Here is a 5,014-nt window from a genome sequence, read left to right on the forward strand (position 1 = left end):
GTCGTTCTCGTGGACACCCGGCGTCTGGCCGACTGCTTCCCGGCGGTCGACTACTTCGAGAACTCGGGCCTGCCCTTCGTCATCGCCCTCAACGGCTTCGACGGCCAGCAGCCCTACACCCCGGACGAAGTGCGCGAAGCCCTCCAGATCGGACCGGACACCCCGATCATCACCACGGACGCCCGCCACCGCGCGGACGCCAAGAGCGCACTGATCACCCTGGTGGAACACGCCCTGATGGCACGGCTGAAGTAGCACTCAAGTACGACAGTCCGTACGGCAGTTGCCGTAAGGGGCTCGGAGCCGACTGTGGCCTTTGACACGGTCGGCTCCGGTGTTCATAACAGTTCGGCAGAGGAATCGCCCCGGCATCACCACGCGACGCGGTCGTGCGGTGCCGCTGTGCGCACGAACGCCCCGCCTTTTGGCGGGGCTCGCTCTTTATGACCGTTTTATCTGGCGCTTACAACCGCCCCATCACCAGGTTTCCACTGTTTGGAAGTGCACTGGTCCACGTGCTGGAATGCCTGAACTGCCCAATGGTCAATGACGTACTGAGTACGTACCGAGTACGCACTGGTGGTCGATGGCGAACCGGGCTCTGAGAGACTGCGGCACGACGTAGGTGCCGACCGCCGAGAGGTTGTTGGTCGAGTGAGGCGAAGCAAGAACGGTCCCGAGCCGTCGGCGCGGGGCAACTTCACCCCGCCGCCGCGCGCTGCGGCGCCCACCCCCGTTCCCGCTGCGGAACCGGCGGCCACTCCCGCGCCCAGCGGCGGTCGTCTCTCCCCGCGCAACTGGCGGGTGCCGACCCGGCTGAACGCGATCCTGCTCATACCCGTGGCCGTCGGCCTCGTCATGGGCGGCTTCCAGGTGAAGAGCTCCATCGATACCTGGCAGCAGGCCCGCGACGCCGAGAACACCGCCCGTCTCGTGCGCGCCGCCCTCACCTACGCCGACGCGCTGGAGAGCGAGCGCGACGTCACCGCCGCACCGCTGCTGCTGAACAAGAAGGACGCCGACAGCAAGGCGGTCGTCGACAACGCCCGCAAGGCCACGGACCAGGCCGCCGACGCCTTCGACCAGGCGACGAAGAGCATGCCCGCCACGTCGGGCCTGCAACGCCGGCTGAAGCTGTTCCGCGAGGCCGAGCCCAAGCTGGCGCACCTGCGGCAGATCGCCTTCACCTCCAAGGCGACCGGCGTACAGACCGAAGAGGGCTACGTAGAGGTCAGCCACCCCCTGATGGAGTTCGCCAACGAACTCGGTCTGGGCACCGGAAACATCACCTCCTACGGCCGTACCGTCTACGCCATCTCGCTGACCAAGGCGGCGCTGTCGCTGGAGCGGTCGATCGGCACCCACCTGCTGGTCAAGCCCGGCCCGGACGCCCCGAACCTCGCGACCCAGCGGGTCTCCCTGTCCTCGTACGCCTACCTGGAGCGCATCGCCCGGGAGGAGTATCTCGGCGGTGGCACCGAGGCCGACGCGCAGAAGCTGAGCGACGCGGAACAGAAGATCAAGACGGACGCCGCCGCCCTGGTCCAGAAGGCCAAGGCGAGCAACCCGCAGTACGTCGCCCCGCCCTCCGACCCGACCCGGATCGTCACCGCGGTCGCCACCATGAAGGACACCAGCACCGCCACCCGCGACGAGCTGGCCGCGGGCGGCATCACCGCCGACAACTGGTGGGCGCTCAACACGCTGAAGTACAAGGCCTACCGCCAGATCGAGTCGGACATGGCCGACAAGGCGGTGAGCGAGGCCTCGTCCATCGCCGGTGACGCCAAGACCTCGGCCTTCATCACCGGTGCCGTGGTCGTCGTCGCCCTGCTGGCCGCGTTCCTCCTCGCCGGTCTGGTGGCCCGCCAGATGAGCCGCTCGATGCGCCAGCTGCGCAACGCCGCCTTCGGCATCGCCGAGCAGCGGCTGCCGATGCTGGTCGACCAGCTCTCCCGCACCGACCCCGGCCGGGTCGACACCCGGGTCCCGCCGATCCCGATCACCACCAAGGACGAGATCGGCGAGGTCGCCCGCGCCTTCGACCAGGTCCACCGCGAGGCGGTCCGGCTCGCCTCCGAGCAGGCCCTGCTGCGGGGCAACATCAACGCGATCTTCACCAACCTCTCGCGCCGCAACCAGTCGCTGATCGAGGGCCAGCTCACCCTGATCACCGACCTGGAGAACAACGAGGCCGACCCGGACCAGCTGGAGAACCTCTTCAAGCTGGACCACCTGGCCACCCGTATGCGCCGCAACGGCGAGAACCTCCTGGTCCTCGCCGGCGAGGAGCCCGGCCGCCGCTGGGACCAGCCCGTGCCGCTCATCGACGTGCTGCGCGCCGCCTCCTCCGAGGTGGAGCAGTACGAGCGCATCGAACTGTCGGGCGTGCCGGAGGCCGAGATCCACGGCCGCGCGGTCACCGACCTCGTGCACCTGCTGGCCGAGCTGCTGGAGAACGCCACCACGTTCTCCTCCCCGCAGACCAAGGTCCGTGTCACGGCGACCCGTCTGCCCGACGGCCGCGTGATGATCGAGATCCACGACAAGGGCATCGGCCTGACCGCCGAGGACTTCGCGGACATCAACCACAAGCTGGCCAACCCGCCGACCGTGGACGCCGCGATCTCGCAGCGCATGGGCCTGTTCGTGGTCGGCCGGCTGTCCGACCGGCACGGCATCCGGGTCCAGCTGCGCCCCTCGGGCGAGCAGGCCGGCACGACGTCCCTGGTCATGCTGCCGGACGCGATCACACACGGCGGTGGCGGCGAGGCCCCGCTGGACCGCGAGGAGTTCACCGTCTCGCAGATCATCCCGGAGCAGCAGTTCCAGGGTGAGAACTTCGGCCAGCAGCAGCCGCCGCTGCGCACCGCCGCCGAACTGGGCTTCGACGACAGCCAGTACCCGCAGGTCCCCGACGACCTGCGCGACCTGGACCCCGTGGGCCGCTCGCTGATGCGCGAGGAGCGCCGCGCCGCCCTGGAGGCCCAGAACCACGGCCAGCAGCCCGCCGAGCCGCGGCAGGAGGCCGCCGAGGCCCCCGCCGGGTATACGGACCCGTTCACCGGGCAGCAGCAGGCGTACCAGGAACAGCAGCAGGCGTACGAGGCTCCGGCGTACGAGGAGCAGCGGCAGCAGACGTACGAGGAGCAGCAGCCGCAGCACGCGTCGTACGAGCAGCAGTACGAGCAGCGCTACGACGGGCAGTACTACGCGCCCAGCGGCGATGCGCCGCAGCACGACGGCTTCTCCGCGGGCGGTGGCTACCCGGAGCCCGCGTCCGCGTATCCGGAGCCTGCCCCGGCCTCGTCCTACCAGGACGACTGGCCCCAGCAGGACGGCTACCAGAACGGCTATCCGGCCCAGTACGCTCCGGAAACGGAATCCTCGCAGGCCGCTGACGCGAGTGAGCGGAACCGCGTAGGCTTCGACCGTCCGGGAACGGCATCTCCCGCCGCGCACGCGCTGACCGACGCCGGGCTGCCCCGCCGCGGGGGTCCCGCGAGCGGCTCCCACGGCGCCGGCTCCGCGAACGGCACGGCCCGCGTGCAGCAGGAATCGCCGGCTCCCGCACCGGGGAACGCTCCGGGGACGGGCGGTCAGAGCGACTGGCGTTCGGCGAACGACGAGCGGTGGCAGCAGGCCGCGCAGCTCCGGAAGCCCAAGGCAGGCGGGGTCACCGCCTCGGGCCTGCCTCGGCGGGTGCCCAAGGCCAATCTGGTCGAGGGTTCCGCCGAAACCACCCCCCAGGGAGGCCCACAGGTCTCCCGCGCCCCGGAGGACGTCCGGGGCAGGCTGAGCAACCTGCGCCGGGGCGTCCAGCGCGGACGCAGCGCAGGCAGTGAAACGAACGGCCAGGGCTTCGGTCCTGACAGCACCTACAACCAGGAGCGTTAGTGTGAGCCCGATGAGCCAGGCGGCACAGAACCTGAACTGGTTGATCACCAACTTCGTGGACAACACCCCGGGGGTGTCCCACACGGTGGTGGTCTCCGCCGACGGACTCCTTCTGGCGATGTCCGAAGGCTTTCCCCGCGACCGCGCCGACCAGCTCGCGGCCGTCGCCTCCGGTCTGACGTCTCTGACGGCAGGCGCCTCCCGGATCTTCGAGGGAGGCAACGTGAATCAGACGGTTGTGGAGATGGAGCGGGGATTCCTCTTCATCATGTCCATCTCCGACGGTTCCTCGCTCGCGGTCCTGGCCCACCCGGAAGCGGACATCGGTCTCATCGGGTACGAGATGGCACTTCTGGTGGACCGCGCGGGCACGGTCCTCACCCCGGATCTCCGTGCGGAACTCCAGGGGAGCCTTCTCAACTGATAATCGGACGGTGCGTATTCGCGTCCCGTAGCCGTAAGGTTTCGGGACGCGGTTCCCCAGGGACGGGTGCCCGGCGCAGTCGGAGGAGGAGAAAGTGGCAACACCCCCAGGCAGTTCGTCTTCGGGCAACTGGTCGTACGGCCCTGCCCAGGGCCAGAGCGACGGCTCGGCGAACCCGTACAACTTCCCCTCCGCCCCCAGCCACCGGCAGCCGTACGCCCCGCAGGGTCCGGGCCCGTCGCCGTACGACCAGCCTCCGGCGCCGCGCATCCAGCCGGTCCAGCCGCAGCGCCGCCCCGAGCCGGCGCCGGCCTCGGCGTCCAACAACCCCTTGGTGCGTCCGTACGCCATGACCGGCGGCCGGACCCGCCCGCGCTACCAGCTCGCCATCGAGGCGCTGGTGCACACCACCGCAGCTCCGCACCAGATGCAGGGCCAGTTGCCCGAGCATCAGCGGATCTGCAACCTGTGCCGGGAGATCAAGTCGGTGGCCGAGATCTCGGCCCTGCTCACGATCCCCCTCGGCGTGGCCAGGATTCTCGTCGCCGACTTGGCGGAGGCGGGCCTGGTCGCCATCCATCAGCCCGGCGGCGACGAGAACGCCGGCGGCCAGCCAGACGTGACACTGCTCGAAAGGGTGCTCAGTGGACTTCGCAAGCTCTAGCGGCGGTCCTTCCCGCTCCACCACCTCCG

Annotated in this window: 4 protein-coding genes; all 4 read left to right on the forward strand. The window is 69.7% G+C overall.

The genetic code is table 11. The features are described 5' to 3' along the window. The coding region (locus AQJ11_RS22025; RefSeq protein ID WP_208616581.1) for an ATP/GTP-binding protein at nt 1-255 on the forward strand (255 nt) is incomplete at its 5' end. Between the two features lie 399 nt (nt 256-654). Beyond that, the gene (locus tag AQJ11_RS22030) at nt 655-3,897 is read left to right on the forward strand and encodes a sensor histidine kinase (RefSeq protein WP_208616582.1); all 3,243 of its coding nucleotides are present in this window, start codon (nt 655-657) and stop codon (nt 3,895-3,897) included. 10 nt (nt 3,898-3,907) lie between these two features. Beyond that, the gene (locus tag AQJ11_RS22035) at nt 3,908-4,321 is read left to right on the forward strand and encodes a roadblock/LC7 domain-containing protein (RefSeq protein WP_029385896.1); all 414 of its coding nucleotides are present in this window, start codon (nt 3,908-3,910) and stop codon (nt 4,319-4,321) included. Nucleotides 4,322-4,415: 94 nt separating this feature from the next. Further along, complete coding sequence (locus tag AQJ11_RS22040) at nt 4,416-4,985, forward strand: DUF742 domain-containing protein (RefSeq protein ID WP_014675208.1); 570 nt, start codon at nt 4,416-4,418, stop codon at nt 4,983-4,985. Nucleotides 4,986-5,014: the final 29 nt, after the last annotated feature.

Origin of the sequence: Streptomyces corchorusii, from assembly GCF_001514055.1 — a bacterium.
In the GTDB taxonomy this organism is placed as follows: domain Bacteria; phylum Actinomycetota; class Actinomycetes; order Streptomycetales; family Streptomycetaceae; genus Streptomyces; species Streptomyces olivaceoviridis.